Origin of the sequence: Brucella intermedia LMG 3301 (assembly GCF_000182645.1) — a bacterium.
In the GTDB taxonomy this organism is placed as follows: Bacteria; Pseudomonadota; Alphaproteobacteria; order Rhizobiales; family Rhizobiaceae; genus Brucella; species Brucella intermedia.
This window is the reverse complement of record NZ_ACQA01000002.1, coordinates 916,919-940,508: the sequence shown is the minus strand read 5'-3', so window position 1 is coordinate 940,508 and position 23,590 is coordinate 916,919. Positions and strand designations below refer to the sequence as shown.

Below are 23,590 nucleotides of genomic sequence, written 5' to 3'. Positions count from 1 at the left end.
ATAGTTATCGATACTTTTATTCGGGGAACCAAGCACAGTCGGGATAGTGCTTCTGGTTGTATTTAACAAGAACTGCACCTTAGGCGGGGCAGGGGGCTGCATGTTCAAAGTTCTGGAATGCGTGACTGTACAGCACGATCAGCCTTTTGTGGTTCTGGCTGCATCCATTTCATTTGCAAGCATGTTTGCATTTTTCCTGTTGCTGGCCCGCGCGCGCGAATGCACCAGGAGCCGCCGTGACAACTGGCTCGCAATCAGTGCTTTTGCCGGTGGAGTTGGCGTGTGGGCAACCCACTTTGTGGCGATGCTCGCTTACAGCGGCACCGTAGCAATCGAGTTTGATTTTACCGCCACCGTTCTTTCGGCGGCGACGGCTGTTCTCGGTTTTTGGTTGAGCCTACATCTACTTAAGGGTGCTGCGCTGAAATATGCTCTGATGGCGGCCATTTCGGCGACGCTATCGATAGCCGCAATGCATTTCACAGGCATGAGTGCGATCAAAGCAGCGGCTGACATACACTATGATCTTCCACCGATCTTCGTGGGCGGCGCAATCTCGGTCCTGATTTTGCTGGCCGCTTTCTGGTTTGTGACGAATGCTTCCGGCTGGTCACGTATTCTGCTTCCGACCGTAGGAGGCATACTCGCTGTTTGCACACTCCATTTCACCGCGGTTGCCTCGACTGAACTGGTCCCAAACCCCACTCTTCCCGCGGCCGATCCGCTTGGGATCGGACGCCTCTGGCTCGTTGTTGCCATCGCGGCAGTGGTGTGTAGCGTGGCGCTGGCGACAATTTCTGCCGTGTTTATAGACCGTTACATGACGGACTTGAAGGGGTTTGCAAACGCCACATTAGACGGTTTGGCCGTTATACGGGATGGCGGGATAGTCGAGATGAATGCCCGGTTCTCTGAGCTCATGCGGAGAAGCGAAAAGTCGCTGATGGGTATTGAACCCGATACTTTGTTATTGGCGGCTGACGGGCTTCCGGTCTGTGCTCGCCGTGCCGAGGCTATCGAGGCGGCTCCAAGGTTTCCCAATGATGAACGCATTTTTGAGCTTGCGGTCCATGCCATCGAATATCAGGGACGTCCTTGCGAGGTGCTCGCCGTACGCGATCTTACCGAAAAACGCGCAGCTCAACGCCAGATTGAGCACATGGCGCGTCATGACGCGCTCACCGATCTGCCCAACCGCATGTTTTTTGAGGAAAGGTTGGCGAATGCCGTTGCGCGTCCCAGCCGCGAGCCTTTCGCCGTGCTGGCACTCGATCTGGACCGGTTCAAGGCTGTGAACGACATTTTCGGTCACGCCGAAGGCGACCGGGTATTGAAGACGGTTTCCAGCATCCTGAAGCGCTGCGTAAATGGCATAGATACTGCCGCACGCATCGGCGGTGACGAGTTTATTATTCTGCAAGTGGGCGTCCCGCAGCCTAGAGGTGCCCGGAAGCTGAGCGAGAAGATTCTGGAAGCCTTCCGCTTGGAGCTGAATACCGTGCTTGATCCGACCGCTGTCGGCGTCAGTATTGGCGTTGCCCTATATCCAAATGATGGCAAGGATGCGGAAGCCATCCGGCATGCGGCAGATATCGCGCTCTATCGGGCGAAGACGGAAGGGCGCGGATTATTTGCATTCTATTCCCCGGAAATGGATCAGGAGATAAGAGAGCGGCGCCAGCTAGAAGCGGATTTGCGTCACGCGATGGTGCGGGGACAGATCGGTATCGCCTATCAACCTTTGTTTGCGACGTCTGACGGGCGTTGTACGGGTTATGAGGCATTGGTCCGCTGGAATCATCCGGAACGCGGGCAGATACCACCGGACGTGTTCATCCCTATTGCCGAGGAAACGGGAACAATCGTGGCGCTGGGCGAATGGGTTCTGCGTGAGGCTTGCCGCACGGCCGCCGAATGGGAGAGCCATCTGTCCATCGCTGTAAATCTGTCTCCCGTCCAGTTCCGGCTCGTCAGCCTGCCGGATACCGTCAGGTCGGTTATCGCAGAGACCGGGCTTGATCCGACGAGACTGGAACTGGAGGTAACCGAATCCGCTTTGATGAAGGATCGACTGACGACTCTTGAACTGCTGCGTCGAATGAAGAAGTCGGGAGTTCGCATTGTTATGGACGATTTCGGGACCGGTTATTCATCGCTCAGCAATCTTCAAAGTTTTCCATTCGACAAGATCAAGATTGACCGCAGCTTCATCACCAGCATGGAAACGGATGTCAGCGCCAGAGCAATTGTACGAGCCATTGTCGGGCTTGGTCGCAGTCTCGATCTGCCGGTCGTGGCCGAGGGGATCGAAACCTTTGACCAGCACCGCATGGTGATCGAAGAGGGCTGTGAACAGGTTCAAGGCTTTCTTTTCGGCCGGCCGGCTAATGCGCCCGCTCCAATCGACCCGTCGCGCTGCCTCAACAAAACGGCTGTGGGGCAAGTAAAAGCCAGCTAAGAAGCCCGATCCTTGTGAATAACCGCGAGGTTTCGCTATTTCTAAAGGCTGCCTTGCTGTGCCGAATTGTTACAAAGCTGTTATCTGATGCGATTGTGAACGGAACATTGCAGCGAAGCGCCGACGGCTCGGAACCGCAAATTCGTTAAGCAATGGAAGGGGTTGCGTAGTCCTTGATCTGGCATAGCACCCAGAATAGGGCAATGTTTTCAACACGATATTTCGCGTGAACGCAATAATAAGTGAATTTATCCGGGGGAGCTTTCCATGCTTGTAACACGTTGCGGCCACAAAGCGAAAGCTGAATAGGACGAACAGTAATAGTACTCGGATCGCAAGAAACGTTCTGGCGGATTTCTTGGATACGAATTTAGTCAAGTGGATGATGGAAACGATGCTCACCTCGCAACAATGGCTTCCGGTCGAGTTGCTCAATATCGGTCTGGCCGCTGCCCTTTTCTTCGCCTGCCTTGTTCACTCGCTGTGGAAGGCCGTGTTCGACGAGCTTAACCCTGTATTCTGGCGCCGGACGGCAGCGTTGCTCTGGGCCGGTATCTTCATTGTCGCGCTGAGCGGCGGAATTGAAAGCTTCAACTGGCCGCAGGCAATTGGTTGGCTTTTGGTTCTCGGCGGCGTTGTCGCGACTGTCACACGTACCGGCATGAGCTATTATCGCCAGTACTGCGCCCACACATCGCGCGCCGTCCATTCGGGTCGCGCCCGGCTTTCGGGACGGTGATCGCCATGTTTGCAAAGACCCTCGAAATGCCTTTGCGGCTCCACCGCCCACATAGCCTGCGCTCGTTCTTTATCCGCGCTTTTGGCTCTGCACTATCCCGTAAACATTCGTAGAGCGTGCACCTGATCGGCAGTAGCTAAGGATGGGCCCTTCGGCTTCGTCCAGTGCTGCTGCCATCGCATCCACATCTTCTTGCGTCAACTGACCGCCGACGACCGGAATATAATAGGTTGCAAGTCCTGCTTTTTCTGCGACGCGTGCAATTTCGCTGAATTCGGGCTGCTGGGGGCCTCCCTCGCCATCGGGCCGGTTGCAGATGATCGTGCGAAATCCCTCTGCAGCGATGTCGCGCACATCGTCGGGTTCGATTTGCCCTGAAACCGAATAATTGTCGTCTATCTGGCGAATATCCATGTTTTCCTCGCTTGCCGCCCAACTTGCGACGGCTTGTCCGGTGGCAACTTACATTAAAGTTGTTTTCATGCCACATGAAACTGCCGGGAAAAATGGGCGCGGTGACGGGAGAGCGGTTGAGATGACGATCCACAAAGTTAGCCGGAGTACTCCACGTATCGCCCACCGTGCGTCGGGCTTCCATGAGGGTGAGCGAGTGGTGCCGGAGGAAGTGCCCGTGGCGGTGAGCTATAACGGTTCTACCCAGGCCGTGATGATGGCTACCCCCGATAATCTTGAGGACTTCGGGATCGGTTTCACCCTTACCGAAAATATTGTGGACGATATTTCCGAGATTGAAACCGTCGAGGTCGTGGCATTTGAGAAGGGCATCGACATACAGATTAGATTGTCTGAACGGCCTGAACAGAGGCTTGCCGCGCGACGCAGGTTCATGGCTGGCCCCGTTGGCTGTGGTCTTTGCGGGATAGACTCGATTGACCATGCGTTGCGGTCCCTACAGGCCTTGGAGCAAAGCGGTCGAACATTTTCTCCCCACGATATTTCGCAAGCTGTCGGATCTCTGGCAGACGAGCAGCGATTGAACTCTCAGACCCATGCCGTTCATGCGGCGGGTTTTTATGTTCCTGGCAATGGGCTTATCGCCGTTCGCGAGGATGTCGGGCGCCACAACGCATTGGACAAACTTGTGGGGGCTGTTTTGCTTATCGGGTGCTCGCCAGAAGACGGTATCGTTGTAATTACCAGTCGCGTTTCTGTGGAAATGGTGCAGAAAGCCGTTATGTTCGGCGCGCCTGTTCTGGCTGCGATCTCTGCGCCAACCGCTTTGGCCATTCGGACGGCTGATGAAGCGAACCTGACGCTTGTTGCACTGGTGCGTGGTGACGACTTCGACCTTTATGCGCATCGTGAGCGCATCATTGGAGAAGGACCGGCCTTTTCTTAAAGGCCGGTCAGCGCACGTTACGCTAACGCAGCAATACGGCTACGCTCACTCACAAGTTGCAAAGCAGCATTCGCTGCTTCCACGCCCTTGATCTTGAAGTGGGCATGGAAGAAATCGTGGTGCTCCTTGCTTTCATGGAAATGATGCGGCGTCAGGACCACGCTGAGCACTGGAACTTCAGTCTCCAGCCCAACTTGCATCATGCCGTTAATGACGGCAGTTGCCACGAAATCATGCCGGTAAATGCCGCCGTCCACCACGAAAGCCGCACCGACGATAGCGGCGTATTTTCCAGTCTTGGCCAGGGTTTTGGCATGAAGGGGGATTTCATAGGCGCCGGGAACGTCGAAAATTTCGACTTCCACATTGGCACCAGCTTTTGCCGAGAGTTCGGCAATAAAGCTTTTGCGGGCCTCATCGACAACATCGGAGTGCCAACGGGCTTGAATAAATGCAATTTTGAATGAAGTCTTGTTCGGATAGCTCTGGTTCATAGGTCCTCACGAAACTAGAATCAGGGCGCACAACAGAACGCATGGACAGTGCCGGAATGACACGATCCTGACGTTCAATCGCTCTCTTCCATCCGGACTTTAACCGTCGGCTCCGGCATCTCACCGGATCTGCTGACCCTGAACCATAACCGAATCGGCATGTGTTCAGGCGCTCGCGGGCTCGAAACTATCGCTTCATACCGCCGGTGGGGAGTTTCACCCCGCCCCGAGAACAAGCCCGCACACCATTGTGCGAGCGGCCTGAAATTATGATCTCCTCGCGGTCTTGTCCAGTATGGCGTGAGAAATTTCCGCGCTGTTATTTCATGGTCGAATCCGCCTTGGAAAATTGCAGCGTCTCAAGCAATTAATCCTTGAATTTCTAGGGAGTTTCTAGGCAGGGAGTGCTACCCATGGTTTATTCGATTGAATTTCTCCCGTTTTATCTTTCGAGCATATTGACACGCCGATGGGGTTTGGGCCTATCCTGTGCGTCACAGCTTGTCTTGGGGATACCTTCGCGTCCCATAAAGACAACGTTGTCAATTCGGGTGAAGCGGCGTAAGAGTAAGATGGAGGATCTCGGTTAGTACGTCGTGAGGGTGGCTGGGCGCAGGCGAAAGCGGCAGCTTTCGCATTTTGTTGCGGCAGTGGAAAAGCGAGGAACCGGATATGCGAAGCAGCCGGTTTCGGATCCGTGCCGAGGAGGCCCGGATGGGAATGACGCGATGGATCGCCGCGCAGAAGCGAGAGCCTGCCCGGATATCCGTTAGTTAGTTTTGTTGGTTTCTACGGGAGGTAGATATGCATAAACTTTTGAAGCTCGCTGCGATGGGTACGGCCGCCTGCGCTTTGCTCGCTGGAATGTCGCCGATTTCCAACGCCCAAGATAAGCAGAATGTTGAAGTTCTGCACTGGTGGACCGCCGGCGGTGAAGCCGCCGCGCTCGACGTTCTCAAGAAGGATCTTGAAAAGAAGGGCATCAGCTGGACCGATATGCCGGTGGCTGGCGGCGGCGGCACGGAAGCTATGACGGTGTTGCGCGCACGTGTCACGGCAGGCAACGCGCCGACGGCTGTGCAGATGCTCGGATTCGATATTCGCGACTGGGCAGAGCAGGGTGCTCTTGGCAATCTTGACGAGATCGCCACCAAGGAAGGATGGGAAAAAGTTATTCCGGCTCCTCTGCAGGAATTCGCAAAGTATGACGGCCATTGGATTGCGGCGCCTGTCAACGTCCACTCCACCAACTGGATGTGGATCAACAAGGCCGCGCTCGACAAGGCTGGCGGCAAGGAGCCTGCAAACTGGGACGAACTGATCGCGCTGCTTGACAAGTTCAAGGAACAGGGGATCACGCCTGTCGCTCACGGTGGTCAGCCGTGGCAGGACGCGACAATTTTCGATGCCGTCGTACTTTCCTTCGGTACGGACTTCTACAAGAAAGCTTTCGTCGATCTTGATCCCGACACGCTCGGCAGCGATACGATGAAGCAGGCTTTCGACCGTATGACGAAGCTTCGTTCCTATGTTGACGACAACTTCTCTGGCCGCGACTGGAACCTTGCTTCCGCTATGGTTATTGAAGGCAAGGCCGGTCTTCAGTTCATGGGTGACTGGGCAAAGGGCGAGTTTGTCAAGGCTGGCAAGAAGCCGGGTGAAGACTTCGTCTGCATCCGCTATCCAGGCACGCAGGGCGCGATCACCTTCAATTCCGATATGTTTGCAATGTTCAAGATTTCGGATGACAAGGTCCCGGCGCAGCTGGAAATGGCGTCCGCGATCGAAAGCCCGACATTCCAATCGGCCTTTAACGTGGTGAAGGGCTCTGCCCCAGCCCGTACCGATGTACCTGATACCGACTTCGATGCTTGCGGCAAGAAGGCCATCGCTGACGAGAGGGAAGCGAGCGAAAAGGGTACGATGCTGGGTTCCATGGCACACGGCTACGCCAACCCGGCTGCGGTCAAGAACGCCATCTATGACGTCGTCACACGTCAGTTCAACGGCCAGCTCTCATCTGAAGACGCTGTCAAGGAACTCGTATCGGCAGTTGAAGCTGCGAAATAACAGCGAGAGCGTCCGGGAGTGTTCCCGGACGCCATTATCTCCGTGCTCCAGATGTTGGAAGCGGTGGCAGCAAGAGCCGGAAATCAAAACAATAATTGCATGATGGACGTCTGCATGTTTCCATCGGAGACGGCGGCAGACTGAGCTTATCGGGTGCATTCTGTTGCGCATAATGCTGACGCGTTGGAATGCTGATCAAACAGACGTCCGGACGGACAGCCTGCTGATGTGGGCTAAGCGGGCGACGTAAACAGGGTGGCGCAAATATGCAGCGTAACAGCCGATTACAGGAACTGGTGCCAAAGCTGGTTCTGGGACCGAGCTTTTTGATAGTGCTCGTGTTCGTCTACGGTTTCATAATCTATACCGGCATCCTTTCCCTCACCAATAGCCGAATGCTGCCGTCCTTTGGTTTCGTCGGACTTGCGAATTATACCAAATTATGGGCTTTGCCCCATTGGTGGCGTGCGATCACCAATCTTGCGATTTTTGCCTCGCTCTACATCATTATCTGTTCGGTGATCGGATTATTTCTGGCGATCCTTCTTGACCAGAAGATACGCGGCGAAGGCATCCTTAGGCCGATCTACCTCTACCCGATGGCCCTGTCCTTCATCGTTACCGGAACGGCATGGAAGTGGTTCCTCGACCCAGGCATTGGACTGGAAAACACAATGCATTTATGGGGTTGGGAGAGTTTCTCCTTCAACTGGATCAAGAGCAATACCATGGCAATCTACTGTCTGGTGATTGCTGCGGTGTGGCAGTCCTCCGGATTTGTGATGGCGATGTTTCTCGCGGGCTTGCGTGGGGTAGATAACGAAATCATCAAGGCAGCCCAGATCGACGGTGCGTCAACCGGAACAATCTATCGCCGCATCATCATTCCGTTGATGCGCCCGGTGTTTCTATCCGCTTTCGTGGTTCTCGCTCATCTTGCGATCAAGGCATATGACCTTGTTATCGCGTTGACCGGCGGTGGACCGGGACAGGCCACGGAACTGCCAGCAACTTTCATGTATTCCTACACCTTCACGCGGAACCAGATGGGTATCGGCGCGTCGTCCGCTATTATCATGCTGGTCATGATCTTCTCGATCATCATCCCTTACCTTTATTCGGAAATTCGCGGAGGGTCGCGGTCATGAGCGCCCAATCGCAAGACAATGCCATCAGCAGTGGAAAGCTGACACGGGCGCTGATCTATACCGCGTTGCTGGTCTTCGCTTTCTACTATCTGCTGCCGCTCTATGTGATGCTGGTTAACTCGTTCAAACCCCTCGAGGAAATCCGTCAAGGGGGAATGTTGAACCTGCCGCAACAGTGGACCATCGAGCCATGGCTATCGGCCTGGTCCACTGCCCAGATCGGGGTGCAGCCTACCGGGTTGAAGCCGTTCTTCATCAACTCGATCCTTATGGTCGTGCCGGCGGTTGCTATTTCGACCATTGTTGGCGCGTTGAACGGCTACGTACTGACCAAATGGCAATTTCGCGGCTCAGATATCTTCTTCGGCCTGCTGTTGTTGTCGTGCTTTATCCCATTTCAGATCGTGCTCATTCCTATGGCGCGCGTTCTTGGTTTCCTGGGAATTGCCGGCACGATCTGGGGGCTGATCCTCGTGCACGTGGTGTACGGTATCGGGTTCACGACGCTTTATTTCCGCAACTACTACGAGGCTTTTCCAACGGAACTGGTTCGCGCAGCCCAGATCGACGGGGCAAGCTTTTTCCAGATATTCTGGCGGATTTTGCTGCCATCCTCAGGACCGATCATTGTCGTTTCCGTGATCTGGCAGTTCACCAATATCTGGAATGACTTCCTGTTTGGTGCTTCCTTCTCGGGTGCGAATTCTACCCCGATGACGGTAGCACTCAACAATCTGGTTTCCTCCTCCACCGGCGTCAAGGAGTACAACGTCCATTTTGCAGCAGCCATCCTCGCTGCTCTGCCGACGCTGATCGTCTACATTGTTTCCGGCCGCTATTTTGTACGAGGCCTGATGTCCGGCGCCGTTAAGGGATAAGTTGCAAATGTCTTTTCTGAAAATATCCGACCTCTACAAGTCCTACGGCAATGTTTCGGTTTTGAAGGATATCAATATCGAGATCGACGAAGGCGGTTTTCTGGTTCTCGTCGGGCCGTCCGGCTGCGGCAAGTCCACGCTGCTCAACACGATTGCTGGGCTTGAGCCCATCACTTCCGGGGACATCTCAATCAACGGCAAGTCTATTGCAGGGCTGCATCCGTCGCAGCGCGATATTGCAATGGTCTTCCAGTCCTATGCGCTTTACCCGAATATGACGGTTGCCGGGAACATCGCTTTCGGCATGGAAATTCGCAAGGTTCCAAAGGCCGAGCGTGACAAGGCTATTCAGGAAGTCGCCGACATACTCCAGATCGGTCATTTGCTGGATCGCAAGCCGAGCCAGCTTTCCGGTGGCCAACGTCAGCGCGTGGCCATGGGGCGTGCTCTGGTGCGCAATCCTCAGGTCTTCCTTTTTGATGAACCGCTATCGAATCTCGACGCAAAACTGCGCGTTGATATGCGCACGGAAATCAAACGGCTGCATAGCCGGATGAAGACCACGATCGTATATGTGACGCACGATCAGATCGAGGCGATGACGCTGGCTACCCAGATTGCAGTCCTGAAGGATGGAATCTTGCAGCAGTTCGGCACGCCGGCCGAGATTTATAATAACCCGTCCAACATGTTCGTTGCCGATTTCATGGGCTCCCCAGCAATGAATTTGCTGACAGCACAGGTCGAAAAAAATGGTTCGGGTTATGCGATTAATCTCAAGCGCGGTGAGGGCGAACCGCTCAAGCTTCCGTTGAAGACAGCACCGCAGGGTCTCGGTGCCTATGAAGGCAAGGATATCGTGTTCGGCATCCGCCCCGAGGCATTGACCGATCCCGATGGAGCAGACCGCAATGCCGACGCAATCGTGGAAGGCGACTGCCTTATCGACGTTGTCGAGCCGGCGGGCTCCGACACGTTCGCGGTCACGCGTCTGGGCGGCAAGCATGTCGTGGCACGTCTACGCGCCGATGCCCGCATCACCGCAGGGCAGCCGGCCCGGCTGGCTTTCAATCTCGACAAGTCGGTTTTCTTCGATCCGAACAGTCAGGCCCGCATTCTCTGACCCGTGGCTCGGACAGGGCAGTCTCGGGGTTGCGCATTTCAACCGCTGGAAATGAAAAGAGCGCTTCCAATGAATGGAAACGCTCTTTTTCATGAGTGCCTGGAGGGCAAAAACTTGCTTGGGGCGCGTTAACGCAGGAAATCAAGTCCGAGAAGACCGACTGCGAGGGCAGTGTTGAGCGAAATGATCATCATTCCATAGATGATAGCGGTTCTTGTAATATCGTTCATTTCCTACCTCCTTGAACCGGAGCGGCCCCCCACCCGGTTCGAAGCTTCGTGAAACTGTAACGAAATGTAACAAGCTGTTACGGGAAGCGCAACCCTGTTTTACACAAATGTGAACGGCTGAAATCTCGCGTGAGGCATTCCGGTGCCGGTCTACGGCGATCGTCTTGAGCCTAAACCGCGAGAAATGACTGATTTTATCGCGCATTCACTGCATTGTGACGCCGTTCGGCTAGCAATAATTAGTTGGGCGCTACATAGAATTGCCGATCCTTTCGTGCCCGTTTATTCGGAATATCATCGTGAATCGCATCATTCCTCTCGTGTTGGCCATAGCCCTGTTCATGGAGCAGATGGATTCGAATGTCATCTCGACTTCGCTTCCCGCTATCGCAGCCGATATCGGCACAAGCCCCATTGCGCTCAAGCTGGCGCTGACGGCTTACCTTGTTGCGCTCGCGGTTTTTATTCCCGTCAGCGGCTGGATGGCTGATCGTTTTGGAGCCAAGAATGTGTTTCGGGCGGCGATAGCGGTGTTCGTGGTTGGGTCCGTTGCTTGCGCCGCATCGAATTCACTCACCGCTTTCGTCATTTCACGGTTTTTGCAGGGCATGGGCGGCGCGATGATGACCCCCGTTGGGCGTCTCGTCCTTATTCGTTCGACCCCACGCAGTGAACTCGTTTCAGCCATGGCCTGGCTGACAATCCCTGCGATGGTCGGGCCGCTTGTCGGCCCGCCGGTGGGCGGCTTCATCACGACATTCCTGACCTGGCATTGGATTTTCCTCATCAACGTGCCGATCGGTTTCGTGGGGATCTGGTTTGCCAGCCGGTTCCTTCCAGATAACGACGAGCGCATCGTAAAGCGACTTGATTGGACAGGTTTTTTTCTTTCGGGCATCGCCATGTCCGGGGTGGTGTTCGGACTGTCGGTAGTCAGTCTGCCAGCTTTGCCGCCTGCGGTTGGTTTTACCACCCTTGCAATCGGTGTCGTCTGCACGGTTCTGTATCTACAGCATGCGAAAAGGGTCGACGACCCTTTGTTGAACCTGAAGCTTTTTGATAATCAGGTGTTCCGCGCAGCGGTTATTGGTGGCAGCATTTTCCGGTTTGGGATTGGTGCCATTCCGTTTCTGTTGCCGTTGATGTTTCAGCTGGGTTTCGGTCTCACACCCTTTCAATCGGGCATGATGACATTTGTGTCGGCAATTGGCGCGATCAGCATGAAATTCGGTGCAAAGCGCATCTTTGTCCTTGTCGGTTTCCGGCGCGCCCTGATGGCAGGTTCTTTGATCTCGGCCTGCTTCATTGCGGTCAATGGGCTGTTTACGCCAACGACGCCTTACTGGATCATCATTGGTTTTCTGTTGGTGGGAGGCTTTGCGCGCTCATTGTTCTTCACCGGGGTCAACGCGCTGGCCTTTGCGGAAATACCCGACGAAAAGACCAGTCAGGCTACGCCCATCACGGCCGTTGCCCAGCAGGTTTCCATCGCTATCGGGGTCGCATTGGCAGGTGGTATTCTGGAGATCAGCACATCTCTTCGCAGAGCCCACCTCGAACTCGTAGATTTCCACATCGGCTTCTTCGTGGTTGCCGCTGTTTCGGCCTTGGCTTTTCTCTGGTTTGCCCGGCTTGCGCCGGATGCTGGCAAGGAACTAGCCGCGCCGACCGTCAAGAAACACCGTAGCGAGGAGCACGCAACAATAGAAGCTGCGAGTACCTCCACTGGAAAATAAGCCTTAGCCCTTGAAATCGCGAGCGAGCAGATAAAGCTCCACGGACTCGGCGCGGGATGCCGGTGGCTTTACATGATGCACAGAGCGGAATTTCTGCTTGAGCAGTGCCAGGAGTTCGTTTTCGGTGCCGCCCTGGAAAGTCTTTGTAAGAAAATGTCCACCCGGCTTTAGAACCGAAATGGCAAAATCGGCAGCGACTTCGCAAAGATGTACGGTGCGCAGATGATCGGTACGGCGGTGGCCGGTGGTCGGGGCAGCCATGTCCGAAATGACCAGATCGGGTTTGTCTCCCAGAGCTTCCATCAGCTTCCGCGGTGCTTCGTCGTCCAGAAAATCCATTTCCAGCAGAACGACGCCGGGAAGGGGATCGACGTGGAGATAGTCTATGCCAACGACGTGCGGGTCTTCGTCGGTTGAACCGACAACCTTGGCCGCAATTTGGGACCACCCGCCCGGCGCGGCCCCGAGATCGATGATCTTTTGGCCTTTTTTGAGCAGATTATAACGGTCGTTGATTTCAATGAGCTTGTAGGCCGCACGTGAACGATAGCCGTCTTGCTTGGACTTATGCACGTAAGGATCGTTCAGGTGGCGTTGAAGCCAACGGCGCGACGATTCCTTGATCGTGCCTGCCTTTTTCTTCACGCGCACCTGCAGATTGCTGGAGCCCGCGCCCCCGCGACCGCCAGTTTTCACTCCGCTTTTATTGCCGCCTGTCTTGCTCATCATCAGTGCCTGTTTCTAGCGCCTGTTGCGCGATTGTGCCGCCATGCGCCATCGCGCGACATCAGTTCGGTCAAAATGCCTTCACGCAGACCACGGTCGGCAACGAGTAGCTTCTCGCTCGGCCACACTTTGCGTATTGCGTCAAGGATAGCACAGCCTGCCAATACCAGATCGGCGCGATCCGCGCCAATACACGGGTTGGCTACGCGTGCATCAAAATCCCACGACAGCAGGCGGTTGGTCATTTGCGTTACGTCTTCGGCGCCCATCCACATTCCGTCGACTCGCCGACGGTCGTAGCGTTCAAGTCCGAGATGTATTCCGGCCAGAGTGGTCACAGTTCCGGATGTGCCAAGCAGATGGAAGCGCGGGCTGGCGGTAAGGTTCCCAAGGCACTGCCGCTCGGCAAATTGCGCAAGCAGATCGGTTACATGGGAAACCATGGAATCGAAGCTTTCCTGCGTGACATTCCGTCCGCCGAAACGTTCTGCCAGCGTCACGACGCCGACGGGAAGAGACGTCCAGGCCATGATGTGCTCGGCAAGGCGTGGGGACCGTCGACGGGAAACATCGATCAGGGCGATTTCTGAAGAACCGCCGCCAATATCGAACAACACCACGGCATCCGTTTCACGAGTTACCAGAGTGCCGCACCCAGAAACTGCCAGGCGGGCCTCTGTTTGCCGGTCCACGATCTCCAGTTCAAGACCGGTTTCCGCACGGACTCGTTCCAGAAACTGCTCGCCATTCGATGCCGAACGGCAGGCTTCGGTCGCGATCAGCCTCGACCGTCTGATTTTTTTCCCTGCCAGTTTGTCGCGGCAAATCTTCAGCGCTTCCACTGCGCGATCCATTGCATTGTCACTGAGCCGACCGGTGGCGCTCAAGCCTTCCCCAAGCCGCACAATCCGCGAAAACGCATCCACGACCCGGAACTGACCAGGTCTTGTCGGGGATGCTACCAGCAACCGGCAATTGTTGGTGCCGAGATCCAAAGCTGCGTAAAGGGGGGCATCACCCTTGTCGTGCTGCACGCCGTTGCTGGCTCTGGGCGTCTGGCCATTGGTGCCCTTACGCTTGTTTTGGACAGGGACGTGCGGGTTCTCTGCACGCACAGCATTATGCGAAGTCTTGACCGATACTTCAGCTGCCGGCGGCGTCTGAGCACCAAGTTGCCGCGATTGCTTCTTTTTACGTGCACGCCGGCGGCGATTCGAGATTTTCCCGGAAGACCGCTGTTGGTTGTTGCCCGGATCTGTAGCGGCTGGCTTTTGTGACGAGGTTTCAAGGGCTGGCACGGACTTGCCGCGCCGACGCCGACGCGCACGTTTACGCTGGGCCTGCGAACTCGTGCCTTCGGTTTCGTCCTGTGCTTTTGAGCGTCCTGAATCGGATGCACTACGGGCATTACCGATATCTGCAACGGCTTTTTTGCGCGGTCTGCGCTTGCCGTTATCGGACGGATTCCAGGCTTGCGAATTGCCCGATTGTCCGCCGGACGCCCCTTGATGCACCGTTTCTGCGGTGCGCTCGTCGGGGTTCTTCAAGGTTCTTGTCCTTATGGCGCCGCGCGAACCTGTGAGGACGCAAGCAAGGCGCTTCAATTTCTACGTTGTGCATAATGTAACAGTGGTTTTCTGTTTTACCAAGGGGCAGGCTGTCGGGAGCCGCCGGAAAATTTCGAATACACGTATGAAATTTGAACCAACGGCGTGCCGAGGGCTTTCGCTGGTGGCGAAAGCCCTTACGGAACCGACCTGGCTACAGGTTAAATATCGTAAGTATGGGCTGCGTTGATTGTCGCGACGAATTGTTTCGTGCGCTCACGCGTAGGCCGGGTGAAAACTTCGTGTGCGGAGCCGGTTTCAACAATATTGCCCGACTCGAGGAAGACGACATTTTTTGCAATCTTCGATGCAAGCCGCAGATCATGTGTCGCGATCACCATGGTTGTGCCTTCCCGGGCGAGCTTGCTCAGAACATCAACGACCTCTGATGCCAACTCGGGGTCGAGCGCCGAGGTAGGTTCGTCGCATAACAGCACACGCGGCGAGGGTGCCAGTGCACGCGCAATAGCGATGCGTTGCTGCTGTCCACCGGAAAGGGTCGAAGGCCAGGCATCTGCCTTGTGCGCCATGCCCACTTTCGTGAGCAGTTCCATCGCACGTTCCTTGGCCCTGTCCTTCGGCCATTTCAGGACGGTAACGAGTCCTTCCATCACATTCTGGATCGCTGTCTGGTGTGGAAAGAGCTGGAAGTTCTGAAAAACCATACCCGTCTGGCGGCGGATTGACTGGATCGCTTGCCAGCTGGGCTTGCGGTCAGGCTCGAAGCTGAGGCTCTGGCCACCCAGAACAAGAGTGCCGGAGGTCGGTACCTCCAGCAGATTGATGCAGCGCAACAGCGTGCTCTTGCCGCCGCCGGACGGGCCCACAAGCGCGGTTACCGTTCCCTCTGCAATTGCAACGTTGATGTCGTTGAGAATGACCGCGTCGTCAAAACGCTTCACGATGTGTTGCAGCTCGATCATGCGTTTGTCTCCAGCGTGCCGCCATAGCGACCGAAGCGTCGTTCCAGCCGTACCTGCAGGGCAGAGAGAACGGAACTCATCACCAGATAGATCAGAGCCGCTTCGATATAGAGGATGAGAGGTTCATAAGTGGTGGCCACGATGCGTTGTGCTGATTGGAAAAGCTCCGGCACTGTGATTGCGGCGGCGAGCGAGGTATCCTTCACCAGGGAAATGAAGGAATTGGAAAGCGGTGGTACTGCCGTACGGGTCGCCTGTGGCAGAATGGTGCGCGAGAGGGCCTGACGCCAACTCATCCCGATGGAATAAGCGGCTTCCCATTGACCTTTCGGAACGGCTGATATCACAGCCCGGATTATCTCCGAACTATAGGCGCCGACGCTTAGGGTGAAGCCGATTACCGCCGCAGGAAAAGCATCCAGATAGATGCCTGCACTGGGCAGGCCGTAAAAGATTACGAACAACTGCACAAGCAGTGGTGTGCCGCGGAATATCCAGACATAAAAGCGGGCGATGGACGAAAGCCAGAGCGGCGCGAATAGCCGTACAAGTGCTGTCAACAGGCCCAACGTAAGGCCGAAAGCAAAGGACAAAAGAGTGAGGGGGATGGTGAAAATCAATCCAGCCCACAGAAGGGTGGGCAGGGACTCCGCCATTAGTTGAAGCCAGTCGGGCACGTTCTTCGGCTCCTCATCAATATCTAAGCGTCAGACTGAAATGAAGCTGGGCGCTCATATCTTATACAGTCTGGCATTCATGTCGTTGGAATAGTTTTTCGCGCTCACAATAAAACGAAGCCGGAAGTAGCTTCCGGCTTCGCGGCATGAACCGAGACGACGCTTACTTGGAGACGTCCTGGCCAAAATATTTCTGCGAAATCTTGTCGTAGGTGCCGTCGGCCTTGATTTCATCGAGGGCCTTGTTGATGGCCGCCACGAGTTCGTCGTCGCCCTTGCGGACAATAATGCCGGACGCATCCGCATTTTCCTTTTCGGCGACAACCTTGACCGGTGCCTTCGGTTGGTGCTTCTTGAAATCGAGGAATGACAAGCTGTCATTAAGTGTGGCGTCGGCGCGGCCGGTCAAAACCAGCTGGATCGACTGGTCGAAGCCATCAGTAGCAACGAGTTCGGCGCCAGCTTCCTTCGCCAGTTTCCCATAGTTGCTGGTGAGGGACTGAGCCGATTTCTTGCCCTTGAGATCCGCAAAGTCCTTGATCGTATCGTTCTTGTCGTTGACGATCAGAACGACCTTCGAAACGATATAGGGATTGGAGAAGTTGAATTTCTTCTGGCGTTCTTCGGTAATGCCTACCTGATTGATGACGGCGTCATAACGCTTGGCATCAAGACCTGCGATGAGACCATCCCATTTGCCTTCAACGAATTCCGGCTTAACGCCGAGCTTGGCGGCAACCGCTTCACCGATTTCGACGTCGAAACCAACGAGCTTGTTGTCCTTGTCGTGATAGGTAAACGGCGCATAGGTGCCTTCAGTCCCAATTTTCAAGACACCAGCCGACTTGATGGCGTCGAGATTTTCTCCGGCCATTGCGCCAGTGAGGAGAACTGCCTGAATGATGCCTGCGGTAGCGAGAATCTGAGCGAATTTCATTGTGGTATCCGTGATCTGGTTGATGTCCTATTGATCGCAGAAATTTAATTCTAATGATGCGTCGAAACCGGGTCGCAACGTCCCTCAATTGAGAGTTTATTTCTAATTATCAGCGACAGGATGAAATTGTATTCCATCTGGGGTATTTGTCCAGATGAGAAACAGGAAGACGCTTCCATTGATCGTCGGGATTCTGGCTCGCTAAGGTATGCCTCGAAATGAAAACGCCGCCTTGAAGGCGGCGAAATCTTTAGAATGTCGGATTATTCCGGTTTTCCGTACCCGCCACCGGTCGGTGTGACGACGGTGAAGGCTTCACCTGCCTCCAGAACGGTCTGGTCGCAATTGCCAAGCACTTCAACCGAACCGTCCCCGCGGCGCACTTCGTTACGGCCGGTTTGTCCCGCCTCGCCGCCATCGAGGCCGAAGGGCGCCACGCGGCGATGCCCGGAGAGAATGGCGAATTCCAGCCTCTTCAATGCCCGGATCGTGCGCTTGGTGCCGTCGCCAGCGCTCCATTTGCCCTTGCCGCCCGATCCTTCCCGAATGTGGAAATCTTCCAGCAATACCGGAAAACGGGTTTCAAGAATTTCCGGGTCGGTCAGGCGTGAATTGGTCATATGTGTATGCACCGCATCCGCGCCATTGAAGCCGGGGCCGGCTGGTGCGCCCGAGCAGATGGTTTCGTAATATTGATATTCGTCGTTGCCGAATGTCAGATTGTTCATGGTGCCTTGGGCTGCGGCCATCGCCCTGGTCGCGCCAAACAGACAGTTGGTAACAGCCTGACTTACCTCGACATTTCCGGCCACGACCGCTGCCGGATAGCGTGGTGAAAGCATGGAGCCTTCCGGCACGATAATCTTGATCGGGCGCAGGCAACCCGCATTCATCGGAATGTCGCCTTCGACCAGCACGCGGAACACATAGAGCACAGCCGCACGGGTAACAGGTTGTGGTGCGTTGAAATTGTCGGAACGCTGTTCGGACGTGCCAGTGAAATCGACAGTCGCTTCACGCTTTTCCTTGTCGATCGTAACTCGCACTTCGATCTTGCAACCCTGATCCATTTCATAGGTGAAATGGCCATCCGGCAGCTTGTCCAGCACTCGGCGCACGCTCTCGGCAGCATTGTCCTGAACATGGCCCATGTAAGCCTTCACGACATCCTCGCCGAAAAGCCCGATCATCTTTTTCAGCTCGGCAACACCCTTTTCGTTGGCTGCTATCTGCGCCTTCAAATCGTTGACGTTCTGGGTCAGGTTGCGGACAGGATAGGTTGCGCCGGTCAACAGATCAGCCAGTGCATCTTCCCGGAACGTACCCCGGGCCACCAGCTTGAAATTGTCGATATAGACGCCTTCCTGCTCGATATTGACCGCAAGCGGCGACATGGATCCCGGCGAAATGCCGCCAATATCCGCGTGATGTCCACGGCTTGCGACCCAAAACCGGATTACACGATTGTCATCGTCGAAGACCGGCGTGCAGACGGTGAGGTCGGGAAGGTGAGTGCCGCCATTATATGGGGCGTTGATGAGGAATACATCACCGGGCTTGATCTCGCTGTTTTCGCGAATGGCGGTGGCAACCGATGCGTCCATGGAGCCCAGGTGCACCGGCATATGAGGCGCATTTGCAACGAGATTGCCTGCAGCATCGAAAACAGCGCAGGAGAAGTCGAGACGCTCCTTGATATTGACCGAATAGGCAGTGTTCTGAAGCGTCACGCCCATCTGTTCGGCGATGGACATGAAGAGATTGTTGAAAATCTCAAGCATGACGGGATCGGCTTCAGTGCCGATGGCCGTACGGGCGGGAAGCGCCTTGATACGTGTCAGCACCACGTGGTCATGGGCGCTCAGACGCGCCTGCCATCCGTCTTCGATGACGATTGTCTGGTTCTTCTCGATAATGATCGCCGGGCCGGTAACAGTCTGGCCGCGCTGCATCTGTTCGCGCAAGACAACGCCCGCATCGTGCAATTCGCCTTGCGAGAAGAAGCGTGTCCGCTCGGCTGTTGCGGCTTCCAGATCGCTCTCAAGTGATTGCGCGCTTTCGGTTTCACCCGCGCCGCCGCCAACGGCTTCTACTTCGACAGCATCGATAACGAGAGCCTTGTTTTCCGCAATGAAGCCGAAACGGCGCTTATGCGCGGCTTCAAACTCGGCGCGAAGACGGTCGGCGCTGTCCTCTTCGGGGAAGGTGGCTTCAACGGAGAGGACCGTATCGGTGCCTGCATAGCGGATGTGAGCGCGCAGATGTCGTTCAATGGCATCTGCTTCGATGCCTTGTATAGTGAGTTCGGCAACGCATTCCTGCGCAAGTTCTTCGCCTAGCTCCTTCAACGCTTTTGGAGCGTCGATATCGAGTGGGACGCCAAGCGCTTTTTGGCGCGTGGCGCGAATATCAGCAAGGCCCATGCCATACGCTGACAGGAGCCCCGACATCGGATGAAGAAGGATACTTTTCATGCCGAGCGCGTCCGCCACGAGACACGCATGCTGGCCCCCAGCTCCACCAAAGCAGTTGAGGGCATAGCGCGTCACATCGTATCCGCGCTGGACTGAGATTTTCTTGATGGCCTCAACCATATTGGCCACCGCAATTCGGATAAAACCGTCCGCCACTGCTTCAGGCGAACGACCGTCACCGATTTCGGCAGCGAGCGCGGTGAAGAGTTCGCGCACCCGCTCAACGTCTAGAGGCTGGTTCTGTTCAGGGCCAAAGATCGCCGGGAAAAATTCCGGCAGCAGCTTGCCAAGCATGACGTTGGCGTCGGTGACTGCGAGAGGTCCGCCATTACGATAGCAGGCCGGGCCCGGGTTGGCGCCTGCCGAATCCGGACCGACACGGAAGCGCCCGGCGTCGTAATGCAGGATCGAGCCACCGCCAGCGGCAACCGTGTGGATCAGCATCATGGGTGCGCGAACACGAACACCAGCCACTTCCGTCTCGAAAGCACGTTCATATTCGCCGTCGAAATGGGCCACGTCTGTAGAAGTGCCGCCCATGTCGAAGCCGATGACTTTCGGGAAACCGGCCGTTTCGCCGGTGCGGGCGAGACCGACGACACCGCCCGCCGGACCGGAGAGGATGGCGTCCTTGCCCTGAAAGAGATCCGCCGCCGTAAGGCCGCCCGACGACATCATGAACATGACGCGCGCGCCGGTGCGCTCGACATCCAGTTCGTTTGATACCTGTGCAACGTAGCGGCGGAGAACGGGTGACAGATATGCATCAACGACGGTGGTGTCGCCCCGTCCGACCAGCTTGATCAGCGGCGAAACTTCATGGCTGACAGAGACCTGCTCAAAGCCAAGGTCGCGCGCAATGCGAGCAATTTCAGCCTCATGCGCGGGGAACTTATAAGCATGCATGAGGGCGATGGCGATGGATTTGTAGCCCTGTTCTTTCAGTGCGACCAGTGCGCTTTCGGCTTCGGCGGGATCTAGCGCCGTTTCAATTGTCCCGTCAGCCTGTACGCGCTCATTCAGTTCGATCACCTTTTCGTAGAGCGCCTCCGGCTTGATGATCTCGGTTGCAAAGATGTTCTTGCGTTCCTGATAGCCGATGCGCAGCGCATCGCGAAAGCCTCTGGTGGTCACCAGCGCCAGCCGCTCGCCCTTGCGCTCCAGCAGCGCATTGGTGGCGACTGTCGTGCCCATACGGACTTCTCCGATGATTCCGGCGGGGACCGGATCGCCGGCTTTCAGGCTCAGATGTAGGCGAATGCCCTGGACGGCAGCATCCTTATAGGCAGACGGGTTTTCGGAGAGAACCTTGCGCGCATGAAGCTGGCCCTGTGGATCGCGCCCGATAACGTCGGTAAATGTGCCGCCGCGGTCGATCCAGAAATCCCATACTCCACGTCCCGTTCCGCTCATTATCGGCTCCCTCATCCAATGCAACTGGTGCATTTTGACATCTTTTCAGAATTTCATAGTCCCACTTTATTGACAAAATGTCGATAAGATGGTGACATAAAATACACATAAATGAGGGAGCAGCAAGAATGGGGAAGAAAAGGGACGGTGAAGTAACTGCGACGTTCTCCACCGAGATTCGGGAAGCGAGTTTCGAGGAAGTTGCGCTGCCCAAGCATCTGCGTCCTGTTGCTTCGATTGGCCCCATCGTTTCATCCGCCCATCTCGCTGAAGGCGGTTCACCCGGCATGTCCGAGGTCGAGTATGGCCTTATTCTCGCGTCTCATGCGTTTTCCCGTTGGATGGTACGTTGCATGGCTGCGGCAGGATTGCCGGGTCTTTCCCCTATCGAAGTGCTTATTCTCCACTCGATCCGCCATCGGGATCGCGAAAAGAAACTGGCCGATATCTGCCTCGTTCTCGATATTGAAGACACGCACATTGCAACTTATGCCATTCGCAAGCTTGAAAGTGCCGGCTTGCTGACCACCGGCAAGGCTGCCAAGGAAAAAACGGTAAAGATCACCGCCAAGGGGGCCGAAGCTTGTGCGCGTTATGCGCAGATTCGGGAGCGTCTTCTGGTCGATTCCACTTCCAATGCACGACCTTCGGAAGAAACGCTTTCGGAGGTGGCGGCCCTTTTGCGATTCATGTCCGGCGCATTCAATCAGGCCACGCGGTCTGCCATCACACTTTAAGAGGGTCAGAGTTTGAGCGGAACCGAATTGAGTGAGCCAGTTTCAAAGCCTTTGCTGACCGTCGATGGCCTCAGTGTCGAATTTGGGGCAAGCCGTGTCGTTGACGATTTGAGCTTTTCGGTCCATCCCGGTCGGACGTTGGCTGTGGTGGGGGAATCCGGTTCAGGCAAGTCGATTACGTCGCTTTCCATCATGCGGCTTGCCGATATGAGCGGCGCGAAGTTCCCCTCAGGTCGAATTATGTTGGGCGAGCGCGATCTGCTCAAGGCTGACCAGAAGACGATGCGAAGCATTCGCGGCAAGGAGATCGCCATGATCTTCCAGGAGCCGATGACTTCGCTAAACCCGGTTTTCACTATCGGCAACCAGATATCCGAAGTTCTGATGCTGCACGAGGGCATGACCCAGCAGGCGGCGCTTGCAGAAGGCAAGCGACTTCTCGAAATGGTGCGGCTTCCGGATGCGGAAGGACTGTTGAAGCGCTATCCGCACCAACTCTCCGGCGGTATGCGTCAGCGTGTCATGATCGCCATGGCGCTCGCCTGCCGCCCGAAATTGTTGATTGCCGACGAGCCGACGACCGCTCTCGATGTGACCATTCAGGCCCAGATACTGCACATTATCAGGGAGTTGCAGCAAGAGCTTGAAATGGCGGTAATTTTCATCACGCATGACATGGGTGTGGTGGCGGAAATGGCCGACGATGTCATCGTGATGTGGAAGGGTAAAAAGGTAGAGGAAGGTCCAGTCGGACAGATTTTCTCAAAGCCGCAGCATGCCTATACCAAAACGCTGCTGTCGGCGGTGCCGAAACTTGGCAGCATGACGGGCGAAGCCTTTCCCAAGCGAATGCCGGTCATGACCATGCGCGACGGTGTGCCGGTGGTGGCAGGGGAGGAGCGCAATCAGGACACTGCGCGCTACGATAGCAAGCCTCTCCTCTCTGTTGACGATCTCTATGTGCGCTTCCCGATCAAGAAGAACCTGTTCGGCAAGATCACGCATGTCTGCAACGCGGTATCGAATGTCGCCTTCGATATCTATCCGGGCGAGACACTGGCGCTGGTTGGTGAATCCGGTTCGGGCAAGTCGACCATAGGGCGCACAATCCAGCAACTTCAGACACCATTGTCCGGGGATATTCGCTTCAACGGCAAGGCATATTCGGCAATGAGCGCGGCCGAACGCTATGCAATGCGCCGTGAAGTCCAATATATCTTTCAGGATCCGTTCGCATCGCTCGACCCACGCAAGACGATCGGCTTTTCCATTGCCGAACCCATCCGTACGCATGGCCTTCTCGATAATGACAAGGCGATCAATGCGCGCGTTGCGGAGTTGCTGGAGCGTGTCGGTCTTGGCCCGGAACACGCCAGGCGCTATCCGCATGAGTTTTCGGGCGGTCAGCGTCAACGCGTTTGCATTGCGCGTGCGCTTGCTTCCAGGCCGAAGCTCATCATTGCCGACGAAGCGCTTTCAGCGCTGGATGTCTCCATTCAGGCGCAGGTCATCAATCTGTTCATGGACCTGCAGAAAGAGCACGATCTGGCCTATCTCTTCATCAGTCATGACATGGCGGTGGTCGAGAAGATGAGCCATCGGGTCGCGGTTCTCTATCTCGGCCAGATCATGGAGCTTGGTTCGCGCCAGCAGGTTTTCGAAACCCCATCACATTCTTACACGAAGCGGCTTCTGTCGGCTGTGCCGATTGCCGATCCGACTGCGCGGACCAAGCGACCTGCGCTGGAAGGTGAAATTCCAAGCACGACCCGCCTGATCGACGACAAACCGGCGATTTATAAACATCGCGAGGTCGCAGCCGGGCATTTTGTAGCTGAAACTGCCTGAACCATAAAAGCT

The 23,590-nt window shown here is 55.7% G+C and carries 18 protein-coding genes and 1 riboswitch; of the genes, 10 read left to right on the top strand and 8 right to left on the bottom strand.

Features of this window, described 5'->3' with window-relative positions:
- The first annotated feature begins 100 nt into the window (after window positions 1–100).
- Entirely contained in the window at window positions 101–2,458 is a 2,358-nt protein-coding gene (locus tag OINT_RS16785; RefSeq protein ID WP_006472658.1) for a bifunctional diguanylate cyclase/phosphodiesterase, read from the top strand.
- A gap of 382 nt (window positions 2,459–2,840) precedes the next feature.
- A complete protein-coding gene (locus OINT_RS16780) occupies window positions 2,841–3,197 on the top strand; it encodes a hypothetical protein (protein ID WP_021587277.1) in 357 nt (118 codons plus the stop codon).
- Between the two features lie 69 nt (window positions 3,198–3,266).
- On the opposite strand, the gene OINT_RS16775 is transcribed toward OINT_RS16780, so the two are convergent.
- Window positions 3,267–3,611, bottom strand: a complete 345-nt coding sequence (locus tag OINT_RS16775; protein WP_006469075.1) for a protein tyrosine phosphatase family protein — start codon at window positions 3,609–3,611, stop codon at window positions 3,267–3,269.
- A 121-nt stretch (window positions 3,612–3,732) separates the two neighbouring features.
- On the opposite strand from OINT_RS16775, the gene fdhD reads away from it, so the two are divergent.
- Entirely contained in the window at window positions 3,733–4,557 is an 825-nt protein-coding gene (gene fdhD / locus OINT_RS16770; protein WP_031346983.1) for a formate dehydrogenase accessory sulfurtransferase FdhD, read from the top strand.
- Between the two features lie 17 nt (window positions 4,558–4,574).
- On the opposite strand, the gene OINT_RS16765 is transcribed toward fdhD, so the two are convergent.
- Window positions 4,575–5,051 carry a 6,7-dimethyl-8-ribityllumazine synthase gene (locus tag OINT_RS16765; RefSeq protein WP_006469073.1) on the bottom strand — a complete coding sequence of 159 codons (477 nt, stop codon included), beginning with the start codon at window positions 5,049–5,051 and terminating at the stop codon, window positions 4,575–4,577.
- A gap of 76 nt (window positions 5,052–5,127) precedes the next feature.
- Window positions 5,128–5,289: riboswitch (FMN riboswitch) on the bottom strand.
- Window positions 5,290–5,855: 566 nt separating this feature from the next.
- Between OINT_RS16765 and OINT_RS16760 the strand changes: the two genes are divergently transcribed.
- From OINT_RS16760 to OINT_RS16740, 5 genes are all read left to right on the top strand, one after another.
- Window positions 5,856–7,121: an ABC transporter substrate-binding protein gene (locus OINT_RS16760; protein WP_006469071.1), complete on the top strand. Its 1,266-nt coding sequence runs from the start codon at window positions 5,856–5,858 to the stop codon at window positions 7,119–7,121.
- Window positions 7,122–7,387: 266 nt separating this feature from the next.
- Complete coding sequence (locus OINT_RS16755) at window positions 7,388–8,269, top strand: carbohydrate ABC transporter permease (protein WP_006469069.1); 882 nt, start codon at window positions 7,388–7,390, stop codon at window positions 8,267–8,269.
- The gene (locus tag OINT_RS16750; protein ID WP_006469068.1) at window positions 8,266–9,147 is read left to right on the top strand and encodes a carbohydrate ABC transporter permease; all 882 of its coding nucleotides are present in this window, start codon (window positions 8,266–8,268) and stop codon (window positions 9,145–9,147) included. Before OINT_RS16755 ends, OINT_RS16750 begins: the two co-directional genes overlap by 4 nt.
- Window positions 9,148–9,154: 7 nt before the next feature.
- Entirely contained in the window at window positions 9,155–10,270 is a 1,116-nt protein-coding gene (locus tag OINT_RS16745) for an ABC transporter ATP-binding protein (protein ID WP_006472655.1), read from the top strand.
- Window positions 10,271–10,799: 529 nt separating this feature from the next.
- Window positions 10,800–12,236, top strand: a complete 1,437-nt coding sequence (locus OINT_RS16740) for a DHA2 family efflux MFS transporter permease subunit (protein ID WP_006472654.1) — start codon at window positions 10,800–10,802, stop codon at window positions 12,234–12,236.
- 3 nt (window positions 12,237–12,239) lie between these two features.
- On the opposite strand, the gene OINT_RS16735 is transcribed toward OINT_RS16740, so the two are convergent.
- The 6 genes from OINT_RS16735 to OINT_RS16710 all read right to left on the bottom strand — a co-directional run bounded on the left by OINT_RS16735 (window position 12,240) and on the right by OINT_RS16710 (window position 21,008).
- Window positions 12,240–12,962, bottom strand: coding sequence for an RlmE family RNA methyltransferase (locus OINT_RS16735; protein ID WP_006472653.1), 723 nt, complete (start codon window positions 12,960–12,962; stop codon window positions 12,240–12,242).
- A 2-nt stretch (window positions 12,963–12,964) separates the two neighbouring features.
- Window positions 12,965–14,509, bottom strand: coding sequence for a Ppx/GppA phosphatase family protein (locus tag OINT_RS16730; protein WP_006469063.1), 1,545 nt, complete (start codon window positions 14,507–14,509; stop codon window positions 12,965–12,967).
- Between the two features lie 221 nt (window positions 14,510–14,730).
- A complete protein-coding gene (locus tag OINT_RS16725; RefSeq protein ID WP_006469062.1) occupies window positions 14,731–15,492 on the bottom strand; it encodes an amino acid ABC transporter ATP-binding protein in 762 nt (253 codons plus the stop codon).
- The gene (locus OINT_RS16720) at window positions 15,489–16,169 is read right to left on the bottom strand and encodes an ABC transporter permease subunit (RefSeq protein WP_006469061.1); all 681 of its coding nucleotides are present in this window, start codon (window positions 16,167–16,169) and stop codon (window positions 15,489–15,491) included. Before OINT_RS16720 ends, OINT_RS16725 begins: the two co-directional genes overlap by 4 nt.
- Window positions 16,170–16,332: 163 nt before the next feature.
- A complete protein-coding gene (locus OINT_RS16715) occupies window positions 16,333–17,106 on the bottom strand; it encodes an amino acid ABC transporter substrate-binding protein (RefSeq protein WP_006469060.1) in 774 nt (257 codons plus the stop codon).
- A gap of 263 nt (window positions 17,107–17,369) precedes the next feature.
- Window positions 17,370–21,008, bottom strand: coding sequence for a hydantoinase B/oxoprolinase family protein (locus OINT_RS16710; RefSeq protein ID WP_172491089.1), 3,639 nt, complete (start codon window positions 21,006–21,008; stop codon window positions 17,370–17,372).
- A gap of 113 nt (window positions 21,009–21,121) precedes the next feature.
- On the opposite strand from OINT_RS16710, the gene OINT_RS16705 reads away from it, so the two are divergent.
- Both OINT_RS16705 and OINT_RS16700 read left to right on the top strand, forming a co-directional pair.
- Entirely contained in the window at window positions 21,122–21,730 is a 609-nt protein-coding gene (locus OINT_RS16705) for a winged helix DNA-binding protein (RefSeq protein WP_006469058.1), read from the top strand.
- A gap of 12 nt (window positions 21,731–21,742) precedes the next feature.
- Window positions 21,743–23,578: an ABC transporter ATP-binding protein gene (locus OINT_RS16700; protein ID WP_006469057.1), complete on the top strand. Its 1,836-nt coding sequence runs from the start codon at window positions 21,743–21,745 to the stop codon at window positions 23,576–23,578.
- Window positions 23,579–23,590: the final 12 nt, after the last annotated feature.